This window comes from Agromyces sp. 3263 (genome assembly GCF_031456545.1).
Lineage (GTDB): Bacteria > Actinomycetota > Actinomycetes > Actinomycetales > Microbacteriaceae > Agromyces.
The window spans coordinates 2,665,711-2,683,810 of record NZ_JAVDUV010000001.1; the positions used below are offsets into that span (position 1 = coordinate 2,665,711).

An 18,100-nucleotide genomic window follows, 5' to 3' on the forward strand; every position below is an offset into this window, starting at 1 on the left:
CGGTCAGCGCCGGGCCTCGGCGAGCCGCTGCACCGCCTCGTCGAGCACCTCGGGCGTGCACGCGAAGTTGAGGCGGGCATACCCGCGACCGGCGACGGCACCGAACATCGGTCCGTTCGCGAGAGCGACCCGGGCGTGCTCGAGCGCGTACGCGGCCGGGTCGTCGCCCCAGCCGAGCGCCGTGAGGTCGAGCCAGGCGAGGTACGTGGCGTCCGGCATCCGGTAGCGCACGCCGGGCAGCTCGTCGGCGACGAGGTCGGCGAGCAGCCTGCGGTTGTCGTCGAGGCTCGCGAGCACCCCGTCCAGCCACGGCCCGCCCTCGCGGAATGCCGCGATCGTCGCGATCGCGCCGAACTGGCTCGTGCGCCACTCCACTTCGTACGGCAGCGAACCCCGCACGCGGTCGCCCCGCTCGCTCGCCGTGACGATGAGTGCAGTCTTGAGGCCGGCGAGGTTGAAGGCCTTCGTGGCGGCGGTGACCGCGATCCCGTGCTCGCGGGCGGCATCCGACACCGTGAGGAACGGCGTGTAGGGCGTGCCCGGCTGGGCGAGCGGACCATGCACCTCGTCGGACACGATGGTCGCGTCGTGGTGGGCGGCGATCTCGGCCAGTGCGGCCAGCTCGGCGGCATCCGGAATCGTGCCCGTCGGATTGTGCGGATTGCAGAGCAGCATCGCCCGCGCGCCGGCCGCGAACGCCGCGTCGATCCCGTCGAGGTCGAGCGACCAGCCCTCGTCGATGCCGCCGAGGAGCGGCACCTCGACCACGGCGGCCCCGGCTTCGGGCAGCAGGTCGAAGAACGGGTGGTAGACCGGCGGCGTGATGATGACGCCGTCGCCGGGTCGCGTGACGCGGCGGAGCACCTCGACGTTGCCGAGGCTCACGTCGGCGGTGCAGGTCACGCGGGCGGGGTCGACGTCCCAGCCGAGCCGTGCGGCGGCGAAGCCCTGGAAGGCCTCGGCGACGGGGCGACTGCTCGCGACGTACCCCGTGTCCGACCGATCGACGGCGGCGTGCAGGGCCCTGGCGATCGGCTCGGCGAGCGGGTAGTCCATCTCGGCGACCGGCAGCGGCAGCACGTCGTCGGGGTAGGAGCGCCACTTCGCGCTCGTGCGGGTGCGAAGGACATCGAGGGGTTCGGCGGCGACGCGTTGCATGCGTCCAGCTTGCCGCACGACACGGGCGAGGTGGCGACGGATGCCGCGTGGCGATAGTCTGATCGGCTGCCCTCGGGCGCCGTGGCGGATGCCGCGAACCGAACGGATCACTCACATGGGCTTCATCGACGTCAACGGCGTCTCCTTCTCGCTGCCCGACGGCCGGCCGCTCCTTGCCGACCTCGCCTTCCGCGTCACCGAGGGGCGCACGACCGCGCTCATCGGGGCCAACGGCGCGGGCAAGTCGACCCTGCTGCGCATCATCCGCGGTGAACTGCGACCCGACGAGGGCAGCGTGCAGGTCGACGGCGGCCTCGGCGTGATGGACCAGTTCGTCGGCACCGGCCGGACGGCGCCGGGCGCCGCGCACACGGTCGCGGGGCTGCTCGTCTCGGTGGCCCCGAAGCGGGTGCGCGACGCGGCGCTCGAGCTCGAGGCATCCGAGGACGCCCTCATCGAACGTGACGACACCGCCGCGCAGATGCGTTACGCCACCGCGCTCGCCGAGTACGCGGAGGCCGGCGGGTACGAGCAGGAGGTCGTGTGGGACCACTGCACGAGCGCCGCACTCGGCCTGCCGTTCGAGCGGGCGAAGTGGCGCGACCTCTCGACCCTGTCGGGCGGGGAGCAGAAGCGTCTCGCCCTGGAGGCGCTGCTGCGCGGGCCGGAGCGGGTGCTGCTGCTCGACGAGCCCGACAACTCGCTCGACGTGCCCGGCAAGCGCTGGCTCGAGGGCGAGCTGCGCGCGACGCAGAAGACGGTGCTGCTCGTCTCGCACGACCGGGAGCTGCTGGCCCGCGCCGCCGACCGCATCGTGACGCTCGAGCTCGGCGCGGCGGGCAACACCGCGTGGGTGCACGGCGGGAGCTTCGAGGGGTACCACCGCGCCCGTGAGGAGCGCTTCGAACGGCTCGACGAGCTGCGACGACGGTGGGACGAGCAGCACGCGGCGCTGAGGCAGCTCGTGGCGACGCTCAAGGTGAAGGCGACGTACAACGACGGGATGGCGTCGCGGTACCAGGCTGCCGTGACCCGCCTGCGGAAGTTCGAGGAGGCCGGGCCGCCCGAGGAGCGGCCGCCGGCGCACGAGGTGTCGATGCGGCTGCGGGGCGCCCGCACCGGCAAGCGGGCCGTCGTGTGCGAAGCGCTCGAGCTGTCCGGCCTCATGCGGCCGTTCGACCTCGAGGTCTGGTACGGCGACCGCGTCGCGGTGCTCGGCTCGAACGGGTCGGGCAAGTCGCACTTCCTGCGGCTGCTCGCCGGCGGCGGCACGGAACCCGACCGCACGCTCGGCCACGTCACGACCGTGGGGGAGACGCTCGCGCGGGTGCCGCACGCCGGCCGGGCGGTGCTCGGCGCTCGCGTGGTGCCCGGGTGGTTCGCGCAGAACCACGAGCACCCCGAGTTCCGCGGGCGCACCCTCCTCGACATCCTGCATCGCGGCGACGCGAACCGCGACGGCATGGCGAGGGAGGCGGCGAGCTCGGCGCTCGACCGGTACGGGCTCGCGGCATCCGCCCAGCAGCGCTTCGAGTCGCTCTCGGGCGGGCAGCAGGCGCGCCTGCAGATCCTGCTGCTCGAGCTTTCGGGCGCCACCCTGCTGCTGCTCGACGAGCCCACCGACAACCTCGACCTCGTCTCGGCGCAGGCGCTCGAGGACGCGCTGTCGCGATTCGACGGCACGGTGCTCGCGGTGACCCACGATCGGTGGTTCACGCGCAGCTTCGACCGGTTCGTGGTGTTCCGCTCCGACGGCGAGGTCGTCGAGGCGGATGTCCCGGTGTGGGACGAGGGGCGCGTGGTGCGCGAGCGCTGAGCCGCCTGCGGGCCGCGCCGGACCCGTTCGCTAGGGTTGAGGGGTGACCCAGGAGATCGAGATCGGCCGCTCAAAGCGGGGCCGCCGCGTCTACGCGTTCGACGACATCGCCATCGTTCCCAGCCGCCGCACGCGCGACCCCGAGGATGTCTCGGTGGGTTGGTCGATCGACGCGTACCAGTTCGACCTCCCGTTCCTGGCCGCGCCGATGGACTCGGTCGTGTCGCCCCGCACGGCGATCATGATGGGAGAGCTCGGCGGACTGGGCGTGCTCGACCTCGAGGGCCTCTGGACCCGCTACGAGGACCCCGAGCCCGTGCTCGCCGAGATCCGCAACCTCACGCCCGAGCAGGCGACCGAGCGGATGCAGCAGCTCTACGCCGAGCCCATCAAGCCCGACCTCGTCACCGCCCGGCTCGCGGAGATCCGCGCGGCGGGGGTCACGGTCGCGGGAGCGCTCTCCCCGCAGCGCACGCAGGAGCTCTACGAGACCGTCGTGGCGGCGGGCGTCGACCTGTTCGTGATCCGGGGCACCACCGTCTCGGCCGAGCATGTCTCGAAGAACCAGGAGCCGCTGAACCTCAAGAAGTTCATCTACGAGCTCGACGTGCCGGTCATCGTGGGCGGCGCCGCGACGTACACCGCGGCGCTCCACCTCATGCGCACGGGCGCGGCCGGCGTCCTCGTCGGCTTCGGCGGCGGTGCGGCGTCGACCACGCGGGCCACGCTCGGCATCCACGCGCCCATGGCCACGGCGGTGGCGGATGTCGCGGGCGCGCGTCGCGACTACCTCGACGAGTCGGGCGGCCGCTACGTGCACGTCATCGCCGACGGCGGTGTCGGCAAGTCGGGCGACATCGTGAAGGCCATCGCCTGCGGCGCCGACGCCGTGATGCTCGGCGCGGCCCTGGCGCGGGCGACCGATGCCCCCGGAGGCGGGTACCACTGGGGCGCCGAGGCTCACCACTCCAAGCTCCCGCGCGGCCAGCGCGTGCACGTCGGCCAGGTCGCCGCGCTCGAGGAGATCCTCTACGGGCCGGCCCCCGCCGCCGACGGCACCGCGAACCTCGTCGGGGCGCTCCGCCGCTCCATGGCGACCACGGGCTACTCCGACCTCAAGGAGTTCCAGCGCGTCGAGGTCGTCGTCGCGCCCTACCAGGGCGCCTGAGTCCTCGCCGCAAGCCCCTGCGCGTCCGTGGCATCCGTCGTACCCAACGGGTAGCGTGGAACGGGATCACGCGGCGGCGTCGTGCGGCCGCGGGGACGGAGAGCGACGATGGCGACACAGAGGCTGACGACGCAGAAGTCGGTGACGCGTTCGACCAAGCTCGGGCCAGAGGAGCGCGAGGCCGCGATCCGACGGCTGAAGGAGAAGGAACTCGACATCGTCGTCGTCGGCGGCGGCATCGTCGGCACGGGCGCGGCGCTCGACGCGGTGACGCGCGGGCTCTCCACCGGCCTGCTCGAGGCCCGTGACTGGGCGTCGGGCACCTCGAGCCGTTCGTCGAAGCTCGTGCACGGCGGCATCCGGTATCTCGAGCAGCTCGACTTCCGCCTCGTCCGCGAGGCGCTCATCGAGCGCGGGCTGCTGCTGCAGCGCATCGCGCCGCACCTCGTGAAGCCGGTGCGCTTCCTCTACCCGCTGAAGCGGCGGGTGTTCGAGCGCATCTACGTGGGCGCCGGCATGCTGCTCTACGACGTCTTCAGCTACACCGGAGGGCGCCCGCCGGGCGTGCCCCACCACCGCCACCTGTCGAAGCGGCAGGTCATGCGCGCCATCCCGTCGCTGTCGAACGACGCGCTGGTCGGCGGCCTCACGTACTACGACGCACAGGTCGACGACGCCCGCTACGTCGCCAGCCTCGCCCGCACGGCCTCGTTCTACGGCGCGCACGTCGCGAGCCGCGTCAAGGTCGAGGGCTTCGTCAAGGTCGGCGAGCGAGTCGTCGGCGTCAAGGCGCACGACCTGCAGACCGACGAGCACTTCGAGATCCGCGCGAAGCAGGTCGTCAACGCCACCGGAGTGTGGACCGACGACACGCAGCGCATGGTCGGGGAGCGCGGCACGTTCAAGGTGCGCGCATCGAAGGGCATCCACCTCGTGGTGCCGCGCGATCGCATCCAGTCGGCCATGGGCATGATCTTCCGCACCGAGAAGAGCGTGCTGTTCGTGATCCCGTGGGGCCGGCACTGGCTCATCGGCACGACCGACACCGACTGGAACCTCGACAAGGCGCACCCCGCCGCGACCGCCGCCGACATCGACTACCTGCTCGAGCACGTGAATGCCCTGCTCGCGGTGCCGCTCACCCGTGAGGATGTCGAAGGCGTCTACGCCGGGCTGCGGCCGCTGCTGGCAGGCGAGAGCGACCAGACCTCGAAGCTGTCCCGCGAGCACATCGTCGCGCACACCGTGCCGGGCCTCGTCGTCGTGGCCGGCGGCAAGTGGACGACCTACCGCGTGATGGCGAAGGACGCCATCGACGCCGCGGCCGACGCGATGGACGGCCGCGTGCCGCCGTCGACCACCCAGGAGATCCCGCTGCTCGGGGCGGAGGGCTACCAGGCCGCGTGGAACAAGCGCGGCAAGATCGCCCGCGCGTTCGGGGTGCACAAGGTGCGCATCGAGCACCTGCTGAACCGCTACGGCACGATGACCGACGAGCTGCTCGACCTGATCCGGGCGGATGCGTCGCTGGGCGAGCCGCTGCCGGGAGCCGACGACTACCTCGGCGCCGAGGTCGTGTACGCGGCCTCGCACGAGGGCGCCCTGCACCTCGACGACGTGCTCGCGCGCCGCACGCGCATCTCGATCGAGGCGTGGGACCGCGGGGTGTCGGCCGCGCCGGTCGCCGCGCGGCTCATGGGCGGCGTGCTCGGCTGGGACGAGGCGCGCGAAGCGCTCGAGGTCGAGCGCTACCTGCAGCGCGTCGCCGCCGAGCGCGAGTCGCAGCTGCAGCCCGACGACGAGTCGGCTGACCGGGTGCGGCTCGAGGCGCCCGACATCGTGAAGGTCGACTGAGCGGGCGAGATTAGACTGGGCGCGAACCACCCCCGACCGAGGAGAGTCCGCGCCATGGTTGATGTCCGCCGGGTCACGCTCCCCGGGGTCGGCGTGCTGCACTCCATCACCACGACCGAAGGGGCCGAGATCGCGGTCGTGGCGCACCGCACCGGTTCCAGCGACCTCGTGAGCAGGCCCGCCGGCGCACGCGACGACGATGAGGCGATCACCGTGCGGCTCGACGAGGACGAGGCGCGCACCGTGGCCGAGTTGCTCGGCGGCACGCGCATCGTGGAGTCCATCGCCGAGCTCGACGAGCTGCCCGGAGTGCCGATCGACTGGGTCACGATCGAGGCCGACGACGCGATCGCCGGGCGCACCATCGGCGACCTGCCCGCGGCATCCGGAGTCGTCCTCGTGGCGGTGGTGCGCGACGACCACGCGCACCCGTCGCCCCCGGCGGACTTCGTCCTGCTCGCCGGGGACACCCTCGTCGCGGTCGGGCCGACCGACGGCATCGAGGTCGTCTTCCGGGCCGTCCGTGAGGGCGCGGGCGGAGACACCGAGGCCTGATGCTCCAGATGATGTTGCGCCCGCGTTGGGTGCTCGCGCTCCTGCTCGCCCTCGGCATCGCCGCGGCGTTCGCGCTGCTCGGCCAGTGGCAGCTCGAGCGCGCCGTCGAGCAGGCCGTGGTGGTGGAGCGGCCGACCGAGGAAGTGCGGCCCCTCGCCGACGTGGCCCAGCCCGACGGCCCCACCCTGCAGGCGTCGACCGGCCAGCGCGTCGAGGTGTCGGGCACGTTCGTTCCCGGCGACACCGTGGTCGTAGAGGGGCGCCTGAACGACGGCGTCATGGGGTACTGGCCGGTGGCGCACCTCGAGGTGACGGATGCCACGCCGGGCGGCCTTCCCGTCGCCCTCGGCTGGACCGACGACCTCGACACCGCCCGCGAGGCGGCCGCGCGCTTCGACGCGGACGTCGCCGCCGGCGATGAGGTGACGGTGGTCGGACGCTTCCTCCCGAGCGAGGCCCCGATCGCGCCCGAGGACGACCAGGATCCGCTGGCGATCCGCAGCGTCGCGGTGGCGCAGCTCATCAATGTCTGGACCGACTACGACGACCGGCCCGTGTACTTCGCCTACGTCACGGCGGCCGAGCCCATCGCCGGGCTCGATGCCATCTCGTCGCCGCCGCCCGAGGAGTCGGTCGAGCTCAACTGGCTCAACATCTTTTATGCCGTCGAGTGGGCGGTGTTCGCGGGGTTCGCGATCTTCCTCTGGTACCGCCTGGTCCGCGACGCGGTGGAGCGCGAGCGCGACGAGGCGGCAGAGGCCGAGGAGGCCACCGACGCCGCGGAGGCGGCCCGCAGCGGCGAACCCGGGGCCGCAGCGGGCGCCGGGCCCGCCGGCGGCGACACCAGCGACTGACCGTTCCGCCAGCGGCGAACTCGGGGTCCGCGTCGCCGCCGCGGGGCGATGATTCCGGTGTGGACCACGAAGAGGACCCCCTCGACGCCTACTCGGCCGTCGTCACCCGCGTCGCGCGCGACGTGCTGCCCAGCGTCGCGAGCCTGGCCGTTCGCTCGCCGCGCGGCGGGGGTGGGGGCAGTGCGAGCGTGATCTCCGATGACGGCGTCCTGCTGACGAGCGCGCACGTGGTCGCCGGCTCCGTCGCCGCCGAGGCGACGTTCGGCGATGGCACCTCCGTGACCGTCGACGTCGTCGGCCGCGATGTGCTGTCCGATCTGGCCGTGCTCCGCGCCAGGGGTCCCGTGCCGCCGCCCGTGCCGCTCGGCGAGGCCACGACGCTGCAGGTGGGCCAGCTGGTGGTCGCGCTCGGCAACCCGATGGGCCTGTCCGGCAGCGTCACCGCGGGCATCGTGTCGAACCTCGGCAGGTCGCTGCCGACGGCGTCGGGGCGGGTCATCGACGAGGTGATCCAGACGGATGCCGCGCTCAACCCCGGAAACTCCGGCGGCGTGCTGGCCGACGGACAGGGTCGAATGGTCGGGGTCAACACCGCCGTCGCCGGCGTGGGCCTCGGACTCGCGGTGCCGATCAACCGGGCGACCCGCGAGATCATCGACACGCTGACCCGGGCCGGTCGGGTGCGGCGGGCGTGGTTGGGCATCGCCGGCGCGCGAGTGCAGCTCGCTCCCGAGCTGGCGGCGCGCATCGGCTCGCCGACGGGACTGCAGGTCGCCGGGGTCGCGCCCGGCAGCCCGGCCGAGCTCGCCGGCATCCTGCGCGGCGACATCGTGGTCTCGCTCGACGGCAACGGGGTGGTCACGGCCACCACGATCCAGCGGCTCATGGTGGAGGACGCGATCGACCGGCAGGTCGAGATGACGGTGTGGCGGGGCGGGGCGCTCGTCGACGTCTTCGTCGTGCCCCGGGAGCTCGTCGACGCGCCGTAGACTGGACGCATGCCCCTCGAGCCGAAACTCGCCGATCTGCCGCGCATTCGCGGGGCGCTGCGCTTCTACCAGGTGGCCTCGGTCATCACCGGTGTGCTGCTGCTGCTGCTCTGCACCGAGATGATCCTGAAGTACGGGTTCGGCCTCGAGCTGGAGCTCGGCGGCCCGCAGGGCTTCCTCGCCTTCGTGCCGATCGACACCGTGACGGCCGTGAACCTCTCCACCGGCATCCTCATGGTGCACGGCTGGTTCTACGTGGTGTACCTGTTCAGCGACTTCCGCCTCTGGAGCCTCATGCGCTGGCCGTTCACGCGGTTCATCCTCATCGCGCTCGGCGGCATCATCCCGTTCCTCTCGTTCATCCTCGAGGCGCGCATCGGCCGTGAGGTGCGTGCGTACCTCGACCGACGCGAAGCCGCCGCCGCCGCGACGGCGGCGTCGACCGCGTCCGATGCATCCCCCGGTGCTCCGGATGCCGCGACGAGCACCACCGACACCGTGGAGGCCCAGCAGTGACCGAACAGCCGACCGGCACGACCGAGCCGACCGACGAGACGGCGACGGCCGGCACGACCGAGCCCCTCCTGCAGCCGACCGCGTCGGGGCCGGCCGCCGAGCAGCCGACCGACCAGCGCCCGGTGCTCGTGGTGGACTTCGGCGCGCAGTACGCGCAGCTGATCGCGCGGCGCGTGCGCGAGGCATCCGTCTACTCAGAGATCGTGCCGCACACCATCACCGCCGACGAGGTGCGGGCGAAGAACCCCGTGGGCATCGTGCTCTCGGGCGGGCCGTCGTCGGTCTACGAGGCCGGTGCGCCAGCGCTCGACGAGGGCATCCTGCAGCTCGGCGTGCCCACGCTCGGCATCTGCTACGGCTTCCAGGTGATGGCGCAGCAGCTCGGCGGCGAGGTCGCGCACACCGGCCATCGCGAGTACGGGTCCACGGCCGTGACCGCGCGCACCGACGACGACAACGCGCTGCTCTCGGGCCAGCCCGAGGCGCAGACCGTGTGGATGAGCCACGGCGACTCCGTCTCGCGGGCGCCCGACGGCTTCGAGGTGCTCGCCTCCACCGCGACCACGCCGGTCGCGGCCTTCGCCAACGACGAACAGGGCTTCTACGGCGTGCAGTGGCACCCCGAGGTGAAGCACTCCGAGTTCGGCCAGCGGGTCATCGAGAACTTCCTGCATCGCGCAGCCGGCATCCCCGCCGACTGGAACTCGGGCAACGTCATCGCCGAGCAGGTCGCTCGCATCCGTGAGCAGGTCGGCTCGGCCCGCGTGATCGCCGGGCTCTCGGGCGGCGTGGACTCCGCCGTCGCGGCCGCCATCGTGCACGAGGCCGTCGGCGACCAGCTCGTGTGCGTCTTCGTCGACCACGGCCTGCTCCGCAAGGACGAGCGCCGGCAGGTCGAGGAGGACTACGTGGCGGCGACCGGCATCCGCCTCGTCACCGTCGACGCGGTCGACACCTTCCTCGACGCGCTCGCCGGGGTCAGCGACCCCGAGGAGAAGCGCAAGATCATCGGTCGCGAGTTCATCCGCGCGTTCGAGCGCGCCGAGCGCGACCTCGTCGCCGAGGCTGCGGCCGACGGTGAGCCGATCCGATTCCTCGTGCAGGGCACGCTGTATCCCGACGTGGTCGAGTCGGGCGGCGGCACGGGCACGGCGAACATCAAGAGCCACCACAACGTGGGCGGCCTCCCCGACGACCTGCAGTTCGAGCTCGTCGAGCCGCTCCGCACGCTCTTCAAGGACGAGGTGCGACAGATCGGGCGCGAGCTGGGGCTGCCGGAGGCCATCGTGGGACGCCAGCCGTTCCCGGGCCCCGGTCTCGGCATCCGCATCGTCGGCGAGGTCACGCGCGAGCGGCTCGACCTCCTCCGCGAGGCCGACGCCATCGCGCGCCAGGAGCTCACCGCGGCCGGCCTCGACCAGGAGATCTGGCAGTGCCCGGTCGTGCTCCTCGCCGACGTGCGCTCGGTCGGCGTGCAGGGCGACGGCCGCACCTACGGGCATCCCATCGTGCTGCGCCCGGTGTCGTCGGAGGACGCGATGACCGCCGACTGGACGCGCCTGCCGTACGACGTGCTCGCGAAGATCTCGAACCGCATCACCAACGAGGTTCCCGAGGTGAACCGGGTGGTGCTCGACGTCACGTCGAAGCCGCCGGGCACCATCGAGTGGGAGTGAGCGCCGCTCAGGCGAGCAGGCGCCCGATGGCCGACTCGGCCTCCGCGCGGTCGAACGGCTCGCCGCGTCGCGCCGTGAGCTGGTGCAGCAGCACCCCGTCGCAGTAGTCGGCGAGCCAGCGCGCCCGTTCGTCGGGGCGATCGATGCCGGATGCCTCGACCATGCCCCGCGCGACCCGCATGAAGCGAGCGTGCCCGGCGGCGACCGCGTCGGGCTCGGCCAGCGAGAGCACGAGGCGGGCGCGGGTGAGGTCGGCCTGCGGTCCGGCGAGGATCGCCACGTACGCCGCGAGGGACTCGGCCAGGGCGTCGGGGCCGCCGGGCAGTGGCGGTGCAGTCGTTTCGCCTGCGCCGACCGACCACAGCGCCAGATCGCGCTCCTCGAGCCGGTCGACGGCTGCCGCCACCAGTGCGGCGCGGGTGCGGAAGTAATTCGACGTGGTGCCCGCGGGGGAACCCGATGCGACATCGACGGCCCGGTGCGTGAGGGCCTTCATGCCCTGCCCCGCGACGATGCCGAGGGCTGCGTCGGCGACGAGCGTGCGGCGGTCCATGCCGAGAGTGTAGCCAATCACTACAGAAGTAGTGCATTGACACTACAAAAGTAGTAATCTGCACGCATGGATCGGATCACCGTCGACATCATCGGCGGCGGCATCGCCGGATCGGCGCTGGCCGCGGTGCTCGACCCCACTCGCTTCGACGTCACCCTGCGCGAACAGCGGGCGAAGCTGCCGACCACCGGCACGAGCCTGGCGATGTGGCCCGAGGCGCAGGAGGCGCTCGCGCGGATCGGCGTGCTCGACCGGCTCCGTGACGTCGGCATCGCGCTCGACCGCTTCCCGCTCTGGAGCGAATCGGGCACGGCCTTGGCGAACCTGCCCGCCGACGGACTGCTGCTCGGTCGGCACGACCTCCTCGCGGCGCTCGACGCAGCGGTGCCCGACAGGGTGAACCGCGTCACGGAGCGGGTCGAAGAGCCCGAGCGCATGGAGGCCGACGTGATCGTCGGCGCCGACGGCGTGCACAGCGCCGTGCGCCGGCGCAACTGGGGCGCGGCGGCCGATGCCCGATCGACGCCCGCCCTGGCCGTTCGGGGCGTCGTGCCCGACGTGCTGTCGCCCGCGGAACTCGGCGAGTACTGGGGGCGGGGGCAGCTCTTCGGACTCGGCCCGCATCGCGACGGCACGAACTGGTACACCTCGTTCCGCTCCGACCTCGGGCCACGGCACGTCGACGTGGGCGAGGCGATCGAACTCGCCCGCCACCGCCATCGGGACGCCGCGCCGGCGCTCCGCCGCGTACTCGCGGCCGCGACCCCTGAGACGACGCTCGCCCAGCGCATCTGGACGACGCCGCGCCTCTCGTCCTACGACCGCGGCAACGTCGTGCTCGTCGGCGACGCCGCCCACGCCATGACCCCCAACCTCGGTCGAGGTGCCTGCGAGGCCCTCATCGACGCGGTCACACTCGGCTACCTGCTCGACCGGATGCCCCCGGCCGACGCCCTGGCGGCCTACGACCGGGCCAGGCGGCGACCCACGCAGCGCCTGCGCGTGGCATCCACCGCCCTCATGCGTGTCGCCCTGACCGAGCGTCTGGCGCCCGCGCGCGACCGCGCGGTCGCGTTGGCGGGACGCATCTCGCGGGCTCGGCGCCGAGACGAGCCGGCCGCGGCATCCGTTCGCACTCGATGAGGATGGGCCGCCGGTCGAGGTGGATGGAATGCGAAACGGCCGCCCGAGGGCGGCCGTTCCGACGTGAGCGACTCGAGGGCTAGTTGCGCGCGATGGCGAGGAACCGCAGGATCTCGAGGTAGAGCCAGATGACGGTGACCATGATGCCGAAGGCGCCGGTCCAGCCGTACTTCTTGGGGGCGCGGTTGCGCACGCCCTGCTGGATCATGTCGAAGTCGAGCACCAGGGAGTAGGCCGCCATGATGATGACCAGCACGCCGATGACGAGGCCGAGCGGGATGCCGGCGATCTCCGCGCCGTAGAGGCCCCACGGGTCCTGGTTCACGCCGGTCCACATGAGGACGAGGTTGATGAGCGAGAACACGAGGTAGCCGACCATCGCGATGAGGAAGACCTTGGTGGCCTTCTTCGACGCGCGCACCTTGCCGCTCGCGAACAGCGCAAGGGTGACGCCGAAGACGGCGATCGTGCCGATGACGGCCTGGGCGATGATGCCCGAGTAAGCCGACTCGTAGATCACCGAGATGCCGCCGATGAAGACGCCCTGGGCGGCCGAGTACGCGAGGATCAGGGCGGGCGACGGCTCCTTCTTGAAGATGTTCACGAGCGCGAGCACGAAGCCGACGATCGAGAACGCCCAGAAGAGCCACGGCATCGAGGGCGTGAGCAGCCAGCCCACCGCTGCGAACACCAGGAGCACGCCGAACGCGGCGGCGGTCTTCGCGATGGTGTTCTCGACGGTCATGACCTCGCGGTCGGGGAGCGTCGCCGGCTTGTCGTACAGCTCCTGGAGCTGCTGCGCGGACACGTTCTGCGTGGCCGCGACGGCTCCCTGCTGTGAGAAGGCGGAATTCCGCGAGAACGCGGGATTGTCGAGAGCCATGGGTTCCTCTGCTTTCGGCTGTCGTCGGTGCGGGGGAGAGGCGACCGGATGCGGCATCCGTGCCACGCACCAATCTACCGGTCGTAGCAGGGACAACGCCCAGAGTTCCGCGCGGATTCCCGCGGATGCGCACGGTGCGTGGTTACGCTGAGGCCCATGCTGCACGACTCCGGCGCGTCCCCGATGGTGATCGGCCACCGTGGCGCCTCGGGGTACCGGCCAGAGCACACGAGATCGGCGTACGAGCTCGCGTTCGCGCTCGGCGCCGACGCGGTGGAGCCCGACATCGTGGCCTCGCGGGACGGCGTGCTCGTGCTGCGGCACGAGAACGAGATCTCGGGCACGACGGATGTCGCGTCGAGGCCCGAGTTCGCGTCCCGCCGCACCTCGCGCGAGGTCGACGGCGCCGTGCTCACGGGGTGGTTCACCGAGGACTTCACGTGGGCGGAGCTCTCGACCCTGCGGGCGAAGGAGCGGCTCGGGAGCCTCCGCCAGTCGAGCGCCAGCTTCGACGGTCGGTACCCGATCCTGCGGCTGCGCGATCTGTTCCAGCTGATCGACACGGCCGCCGACGAGCAGCGCCGGCTCGTGCGCATGGTCGCCGAGTTCAAGCACGCCAGCCACTTCGCGGCGATCGGCCTGCCGCTCGACGAGCTCTTCGCCGCCGAGCTCGACGACGCGGGCTGGGACCGGGGCGGCGAGCGCCTCGTCATGGAGTCGTTCGAGCTCGACGTGCTCGACCGGCTCGGTGCCCGGGGCATCCGGGGCGAGCGGGTGTTCCTCGTGGAGGCGACCGGCTCGCCCGTCGACGTCGTGCAGGCGCTCGGGGCGGCGGCCCCCGCGTACGACGCGTACGTAACCGAGGCGGGGCTGCTCGGCCTCGCCGGTCGCGTGCACGGGGTGAGCGTCGGGAAGGCCCGGCTGCTCGCAGCGCCCCGTGGCGGCTCGGACGGGTCACCACGGTCGCGGTCGCGCACGGCGACCCTCGTCGGCGCCGACCTCGTCGACGCGGCGCACTCCGCGGGCCTGCGGGTCTTCACCTGGACGCTGCGTCCCGAGAACCGGTTCCTCTCGGCGTCGCATCGACGCGGCGGCTCGCGGGCGGCGTTCGGCGACTGGATGGGCGAGTTCGGGCAGGTGATCGCCACCGGCGTCGACGGGATCTTCGTCGACCACCCCGACCTCGGCGTCGAGGCGCGGCGCGCGATGGCCGGCTAGCGCGGCATCGGAGCGCGCGTCGCGGCGGCGGCACCGGCATCCGTCATCGACGGCGCATCGGCCGGCGTGGGTGTCGGATGCCGCGCCTACAATTGCAGGGACATGACGCTGATCCTCGACCCCGACGACCCGGCCGGCTGGCGCGAGGCGCCCTCCGCACCCGCCACCACGACCGGCTCGCGCCTCACCGACGGGCTCAACCCCGAGCAGCGGGAGGCCGTGGAGTACCGCGGCCAGGCCCTGCTCATCGTCGCGGGCGCGGGATCCGGCAAGACCAGGGTGCTCACGCACCGCATTGCGAGCCTCATCGAGAGCCGCGAGGCCTGGCCGAGTCAGATCCTCGCGATCACGTTCACGAACAAGGCCGCCGCCGAGATGCGCGAGCGGGTGCAGGCGCTGCTCGGCGAGAGCGCGAGCGGCATGTGGATCTCGACGTTCCACTCGGCGTGCGTGCGCATCCTGCGGCGCGAGGCCGAGTCGATCGGGCTCTCCTCCACGTTCACGATCTACGACTCCGCCGACCAGCGCACGATCCTCAAGCGCATCATCAAGGAGCTCGACGCCGACACGATGGGCTTCACGCCCGCGAGCGCCCAGGCGAAGATCTCGAAGCTGAAGAACGAGCTGGCCGATGTCGAGACGTATGCGCGCAACGCGAACACGAGCGACCCGCAAGAGGTCATGTTCCTCGAGATCTTCCGGCAGTACACGCGGCGGCTCCGCGACGCGAGCGCGCTCGACTTCGACGACCTCATCGCCGAGACGGTCTACCTCTTCCGCGCGTTCCCCAAGGTGGCCTCGCTCTACCAGCGGCGGTTCCGGCACATCCTGGTCGACGAGTACCAGGACACGAACCACGCGCAGTACTCGCTCATCCGCGAGCTCACCCAGCCGGTCCCGGCTGACCGGGTCGTCGAGATGGAGCAGCACGGCGTCAACGTGGCTCCGCTGGTGGATGCGTCGGGCGGCATCCCGGGCGCGAGCCTCACCGTCGTCGGCGACTCCGACCAGTCGATCTACGCGTTCCGCGGTGCCGACATCCGCAACATCGTCGAGTTCGAGCGCGACTTCCCCGGTGCGAAGGTGGTGCTCCTGGAGCAGAACTACCGGTCGACGCAGAACATCCTGTCGGCGGCGAACGCGGTGATCTCGAACAACTTCGACCGCAAGGAGAAGAAACTCTGGACGGCCGACGGAGATGGCGACCAGATCACCGGCTACACCGGGTACACGGCGCACGACGAGGCCCAGTTCGTCGCCGATGAGATCGAGGTGCTGCACCGCGCCGGCGTGGCCTATCGCGACATCGCCGTGTTCTACCGCACCAACGCGCAGACGCGTGCGCTCGAGGAGATCTTCGTGCGCTCGGCGCTGCCCTACCGCGTCGTCGGCGGCACGAAGTTCTACGAGCGCGCCGAGATCAAGGACGCGATGGCGTACCTCATCGCCGTCGCGAACCCGCTCGACGAGCTCGCGCTCCGGCGCATCCTGAACACGCCCAAGCGCGGCATCGGCCCCGCCACCGAGACGGCGCTCGCGAGCTTCGCCGAGCAGAACGCGCTGACCTTCCGCCAGGCGATGCGCGCCGCCGACGGGCTCGGCCTCGGACCGAAGGTCACGGGCGCCATCACCAGGCTCGCCGACGTGCTCGACGAGGCGGCCGCCATGCTGGTACCGTCGTCGCGCGGCATCGCCGAGGGCACGAACGAGGGTGCGTCGAAGGTGTCCGACGTCCTCGTGTTCCTGCTCGAGAGCTCCGGGCTCATCGACGCGCTGCGCAACAGTCGCGACCCGCAGGACGAGACGCGGGCCGAGAACGTCGAGGAGCTCGTCGCGCAGACCCGCGACTTCGATCGCGAGAACCCGGGCGCGACGCTCGTCGACTTCCTCACGCAGGTGTCGCTCGTGGCCGCGGCCGACGAGCTCGACGACGCCTCGGGCACGGTCTCCCTCATGACGCTGCACACGGCGAAGGGCCTCGAGTACCACGCGGTGTTCCTCACCGGGCTCGAAGAGGGCCTGCTGCCGCACCAGATGTCCGCGTCCGAGCCCGGTGGTCCCGCCGAGGAGCGGCGCCTGTTCTACGTCGGCATCACCCGCGCCCGCAAGCGCCTCTTCCTCTCGCTGGCGATGAGCCGAGCGCAGTTCGGCGAGGTGGCCGTGGCGATGCCGTCGCGCTACCTCAGCGAGATCCCCGAGGGGCTGATCGACTGGAAGCAGTCGCCGGGCATGGCCAACTCCCGCGGCGGCACCCAGCCGCGGGCGCTCAACGCCCGGCGCGGTCCGGGGCAGGGCGGGGCGTGGGGCACCCGCGACCGCGACCTCGAGCGGTTCAGCGTCACCAGGAGTGCCGGCCCAAAGACCGAGTGGGCGAACCGGGTCACGGGCACGGTGCGCGACAACGGCGACCTCACGCTCGCAGCCGGCGACCGCATCCGGCACGTCGACTTCGGCGACGGCAAGGTCATCCAGGTCACGGGTGAGGGCACCAAGCGCATCGCCCACGTGGCCTTCGACACGGCGGGCCAGAAGAAGCTCCTGATCAAGATCGCGCCGATCGAGAAGCTGTGACCACCGGCGAGTCCGCCGCGAGGTCGCGTGCGTGGCGCAGCCTCGAGGTCGAGGTCGCGTTCCGCGCGGCCGTCGCGGCGGTCGTGCCGCTCGCGATCCTCGTGCTCGCCGGGCGTCCCGACCTGGCGCCGTATGCGGCGTTCGGCGGCATGGCCGCGATCTTCGGTCGTGGCGAGCGGTACCGGGTGCGCGCACGCACCGTGATCGTGGCGGCGACAGGCCTCGTCGTGAGCGTCGCTGCGGGCACGGCGCTGGCCGCGGCATCCGCCCCGCTGTGGGTCGAGGCGATCGTGCTCGTGGCCGTGATCGCGGGGGGCGTCGTGGTCGTGAACGTCGCCCCGCTCTCGCCGCCGACCACGCTGTTCTTCGTGTTCGGGCTCCTCGTCTGCGCGCAGGTGCCGACGCCCGCCGGCGAGCTCGTGCTCCGCATCGGCATCGCCGTCGTGTCGGCTGCCTTCGCCGTGGCGCTCACCCTGTCGGGCTGGCTGCTGCGGCGCTTCGGCGGCGAGGCGACGCGCGCCGTGCTGAAGGACCTGCCGAGGGCGCCAGCTCCCCGCCCCGGTGCCGTGCGCGATCCGCACGTCTGGCTGAGCGTCGGGCAGAACGGTGCGGGTGCGCTCGTCGCCGGGGCGCTCGCGCTGGCCTTCGGACCGGGGCATCCGTACTGGGCGGTGGTGAGTGTCATCGCGGTGGTGCCGCCGGCCGGCGCGGCGCACTCGCTGTCTCGGGCGGTGCACCGCGTGCTCGGCACCCTCGGCGGCGTGGTGGTCGCGGCACTGGTGCTCTGGCCCGCCCCGCCGGCGTGGCTGCTCGTGCTCGTGGTCGGCGTCGCCCAGTTCGGCGCCGAGATCCTCGTGGGCCGGCACTACGGCGCCGCGCTGCTCTGCATCACGCCGCTCGCGCTCGTGGTGGCGTGGATCGCGGCTCCCGTCGATCTCGGCGGCCTCGTCGCCGATCGCGTGATCGAGACGGTCGTCGGGTGCGCCGTGGGCGTCGCCGCGGTCCTGGTCGGGTCGGGCGTGGCGCGCCGGCTCGGCGGGCGGGCCGGCGTCGCGGGCTGAGGTGGAGCCCGACCTGGGCGTCGGAGGATCGCGTTCCCAGCGAATGCCCGGGCGGTCCAGTGGGGGTCGATAGCGTCGGCGCCGA

At 72.2% G+C, this 18,100-nt stretch carries 15 protein-coding genes; 12 read left to right on the forward strand and 3 right to left on the reverse strand.

What is annotated here, in order from left to right; all coding sequences use genetic code 11:
- Positions 1-3: 3 nt before the first annotated feature.
- Positions 4-1,158: an aminotransferase class I/II-fold pyridoxal phosphate-dependent enzyme gene (locus tag J2X63_RS12185; protein ID WP_309977395.1), complete on the reverse strand. Its 1,155-nt coding sequence runs from the start codon at positions 1,156-1,158 to the stop codon at positions 4-6.
- Between the two features lie 115 nt (positions 1,159-1,273).
- Between J2X63_RS12185 and J2X63_RS12190 the strand changes: the two genes are divergently transcribed.
- The 8 genes from J2X63_RS12190 to guaA all read left to right on the forward strand — a co-directional run bounded on the left by J2X63_RS12190 (position 1,274) and on the right by guaA (position 10,586).
- A complete protein-coding gene (locus J2X63_RS12190) occupies positions 1,274-2,974 on the forward strand; it encodes an ATP-binding cassette domain-containing protein (protein WP_309977396.1) in 1,701 nt (566 codons plus the stop codon).
- Positions 2,975-3,017: 43 nt separating this feature from the next.
- Positions 3,018-4,142: a GuaB3 family IMP dehydrogenase-related protein gene (locus tag J2X63_RS12195; protein WP_309977398.1), complete on the forward strand. Its 1,125-nt coding sequence runs from the start codon at positions 3,018-3,020 to the stop codon at positions 4,140-4,142.
- A 108-nt stretch (positions 4,143-4,250) separates the two neighbouring features.
- Entirely contained in the window at positions 4,251-5,996 is a 1,746-nt protein-coding gene (locus J2X63_RS12200) for a glycerol-3-phosphate dehydrogenase/oxidase (RefSeq protein WP_309977399.1), read from the forward strand.
- A gap of 54 nt (positions 5,997-6,050) precedes the next feature.
- Positions 6,051-6,551, forward strand: coding sequence for a TrkA C-terminal domain-containing protein (locus J2X63_RS12205; RefSeq protein WP_309977401.1), 501 nt, complete (start codon positions 6,051-6,053; stop codon positions 6,549-6,551).
- Positions 6,552-6,562: 11 nt separating this feature from the next.
- On the forward strand, positions 6,563-7,405 hold the full coding sequence (locus J2X63_RS12210) for an SURF1 family protein (protein ID WP_309977403.1): 843 nt from the start codon (positions 6,563-6,565) through the stop codon (positions 7,403-7,405).
- A 59-nt stretch (positions 7,406-7,464) separates the two neighbouring features.
- Complete coding sequence (locus J2X63_RS12215; protein WP_309977405.1) at positions 7,465-8,394, forward strand: trypsin-like peptidase domain-containing protein; 930 nt, start codon at positions 7,465-7,467, stop codon at positions 8,392-8,394.
- 9 nt (positions 8,395-8,403) lie between these two features.
- Positions 8,404-8,910 (forward strand): DUF3817 domain-containing protein, encoded by a 507-nt coding sequence (locus J2X63_RS12220; protein ID WP_309977407.1) that lies wholly within the window; start codon positions 8,404-8,406, stop codon positions 8,908-8,910.
- A gap of 68 nt (positions 8,911-8,978) precedes the next feature.
- On the forward strand, positions 8,979-10,586 hold the full coding sequence (gene guaA / locus J2X63_RS12225) for a glutamine-hydrolyzing GMP synthase (RefSeq protein ID WP_309977919.1): 1,608 nt from the start codon (positions 8,979-8,981) through the stop codon (positions 10,584-10,586).
- A 7-nt stretch (positions 10,587-10,593) separates the two neighbouring features.
- Here guaA and J2X63_RS12230 read toward each other — a convergent pair whose 3' ends face one another.
- On the reverse strand, positions 10,594-11,139 hold the full coding sequence (locus J2X63_RS12230; RefSeq protein ID WP_309977409.1) for a TetR/AcrR family transcriptional regulator: 546 nt from the start codon (positions 11,137-11,139) through the stop codon (positions 10,594-10,596).
- 66 nt (positions 11,140-11,205) lie between these two features.
- Here J2X63_RS12230 and J2X63_RS12235 point away from each other — a divergent pair, with 66 nt between their 5' ends.
- Entirely contained in the window at positions 11,206-12,282 is a 1,077-nt protein-coding gene (locus J2X63_RS12235) for an NAD(P)/FAD-dependent oxidoreductase (protein ID WP_309977411.1), read from the forward strand.
- A gap of 79 nt (positions 12,283-12,361) precedes the next feature.
- Here J2X63_RS12235 and J2X63_RS12240 read toward each other — a convergent pair whose 3' ends face one another.
- The gene (locus J2X63_RS12240) at positions 12,362-13,165 is read right to left on the reverse strand and encodes a Bax inhibitor-1/YccA family protein (RefSeq protein WP_309977412.1); all 804 of its coding nucleotides are present in this window, start codon (positions 13,163-13,165) and stop codon (positions 12,362-12,364) included.
- A gap of 156 nt (positions 13,166-13,321) precedes the next feature.
- Between J2X63_RS12240 and J2X63_RS12245 the strand changes: the two genes are divergently transcribed.
- The 3 genes from J2X63_RS12245 to J2X63_RS12255 all read left to right on the forward strand — a co-directional run bounded on the left by J2X63_RS12245 (position 13,322) and on the right by J2X63_RS12255 (position 18,015).
- Entirely contained in the window at positions 13,322-14,383 is a 1,062-nt protein-coding gene (locus J2X63_RS12245; RefSeq protein WP_309977414.1) for a glycerophosphodiester phosphodiesterase family protein, read from the forward strand.
- Between the two features lie 102 nt (positions 14,384-14,485).
- Positions 14,486-16,954, forward strand: coding sequence for a UvrD-helicase domain-containing protein (locus J2X63_RS12250; protein ID WP_309977416.1), 2,469 nt, complete (start codon positions 14,486-14,488; stop codon positions 16,952-16,954).
- The gene (locus tag J2X63_RS12255; RefSeq protein ID WP_309977418.1) at positions 16,951-18,015 is read left to right on the forward strand and encodes an FUSC family protein; all 1,065 of its coding nucleotides are present in this window, start codon (positions 16,951-16,953) and stop codon (positions 18,013-18,015) included. The genes J2X63_RS12250 and J2X63_RS12255 overlap by 4 nt, the downstream gene beginning before the upstream one ends.
- The last annotated feature ends 85 nt before the right edge of the window (positions 18,016-18,100 follow it).